2 protein-coding genes and 1 pseudogene are annotated in these 2,039 nt (G+C 46.6%); all 3 read left to right on the top strand.

Annotation, left to right across the window (positions count from 1 at the left end; all coding sequences use genetic code 11):
* Window positions 1-923, top strand: a 923-nt coding sequence (locus tag AO388_RS29865; RefSeq protein ID WP_236713986.1) for an RHS repeat domain-containing protein, incomplete at its 5' end; no start/stop codon positions are given.
* Window positions 923-1,942, top strand: coding sequence for a hypothetical protein (locus AO388_RS25485; protein ID WP_236713988.1), 1,020 nt, complete (start codon window positions 923-925; stop codon window positions 1,940-1,942). The genes AO388_RS29865 and AO388_RS25485, both read left to right, overlap by 1 nt.
* A gap of 23 nt (window positions 1,943-1,965) precedes the next feature.
* A pseudogene (locus AO388_RS30515) lies at window positions 1,966-2,039 on the top strand (type IV secretion protein Rhs); the annotation flags it as partial.

The raw sequence follows: 2,039 nt of genomic DNA on the forward strand, positions 1-2,039 counted from the left end.
TGGGCAGGCGCGTTGGCAAACAGTGGGAGATCAAGGGTAAGACCGACCAGAAACGCTTTCTCTGGCAGGGATTGCGAATGTTGCGTGAAGAAAGTCCTGGGCAGAGCAGCCTGTACCTCTACGAACCCGGCAGCTATGCGCCTTTGGCCCGTGTTGATGAGAAAGAGGGCGAGGCAGAGAACAAGGTCTACTACTTCCACACCGATCAGATCGGTACGCCACTGGAGATGACCGACGCCGAAGGGCAGATCGTCTGGCAGGCCAAGTATCGGCCGTGGGGGGCGATTGAGAAGCTGGTGGTGAACGAGGTCGAGCAGAACCTGAGGTTTCAGGGTCAGTATTTCGATGTCGAGACGGGGCTTCACTACAACACGTTTCGGTATTACGATCCGGAAATTGGGCGGTTTATTACGCAGGATCCGATTGGGTTGAGTGGTGGGGATAATCTCTATCAATATGCGCCTAATCCTTATGGGTGGGTTGATCCAATCGGATGGATGCCCCTGTATAATCCAATATCTCGTGGTCACCATATGGTTCCACATACTGCTGCAACCAAACTTGGAATTGCTCCTTTCAACTCGATCAACAATGTGCCATCAATGTATTGGCTAGAACCTGGCCAGTGGAACGACCTCGAACACAGCTCCATGCATGGCTACAATCAAATCGGAGCCAATACTAGACCGCTACTAGATGCAGAAACCATCCGAAAGAAAGGCTTATCTAATGATGACTGGCTTAAGTCTTTAGAAGCGCACTACAACAATCCGGAGCTCGCGAACCAGCGAGGCGATTTAAGAATAGTCGAAGGTGGTAAACCTGGAAAAATTATTGCAAAAAACGTATCTCCAGCTCAAGCTTGGGAAGCAACAAAAAAATGGGCTCGTAGCAAAGGTTTCAGCATGGGAGGATGCAGCTAATGACAAACAAACACGTAAAATATATAACCCTGAATGATTCTAGAGTTATAGCGAGTGGCGAGCTCGATCTTGGAGGGAAGCGTATAAGACTATGTGAGTTTGATTTCTCAGAATTTTCAACAGTGCAACGCAAAGTAATTTTTGGCTGGGCTCGAGGTCGAGATAAAATCAAGTACGGCGAGACTTTTGAGTCAACACTACTTTCAAAGAAAAAAATCACTTTCACCTTAAGCACTGACTCTCTAGGCGCATCTATCGATTTGGATGGTAAGCGCATAACCCTAGATTTAGAAGCCATGCCGGCTGGAAACTACACCTTAGAGCTAACGATCTTTCTGGACAAACCTCTAAAGACACTCGGTGAAGTACCAGACCACATCAAACCGCTATTACAATATAGTCAGATATTAAATGTAATGGCAGTCATTGAAAAACAGCTTACCCCTAAGGCCTTATCTACACTTCATGCAGGACCAGTTTATGATGGCGCTGGTCGCTTAGGATTTTTCTTGGCCGACATAGACAAAATGGATGCAATCATAACAGAAGCGTCCAATACTGAGATTATTGACTTACAAAAAGAATTTTGCGAAACCGAAATTGCGAATGAATTATTCGAGGCAGGGGTTCTTGTCTTAGTTTGGGGCATGACGCCTTGGCAGTACTATATATACGGCCTCTCCGAAAGTTCGGACGTCAATTTAATCCCAAGCGTTAAAAAACCTCAGTTTCGCGGGCAGTACAAAATCCACAATGACATTAAAAAACTAAGTGTTATACCGGGAGAGCAACTGCTAAACTGGCCATTATGCCGAGAGCAAAACTGGCCAAAAATAGACCTTTTGGGCGACGGCGAATCTGTTGAAGTAAATGTGCATCTCAGGGCATTTGATCCAATAGATGGTGAGTTCGGACCAGCGCTAGCGATAGTTACAGTCCACCGAGTCGATGAGGCACCATTGATTGAACCTTTGCTAGTTGTAGATATTGAAAGTGTGGATATCGATCCGGGATATTAAAAACCAGTTCTTTAAAAGCCAAAACTTACGGCAAAGACCAGACCACCCATCTGGCGCGCAACGCCCGTGGCCTGCCGATCAGACGCCAGGACCCCAA

The sequence above is a fragment of the Pseudomonas sp. ICMP 10191 genome, from assembly GCF_001467335.1.
Taxonomy (GTDB): domain Bacteria; phylum Pseudomonadota; class Gammaproteobacteria; order Pseudomonadales; family Pseudomonadaceae; genus Aquipseudomonas; species Aquipseudomonas cerasi.

What these genes read in the sequence shown, in the direction of transcription:
- AO388_RS25485 (WP_236713988.1), top strand. Translation starts at nt 923, where the DNA reads ATGACAAACAAACACGTAAAATATATAACCCTGAATGATTCTAGAGTT.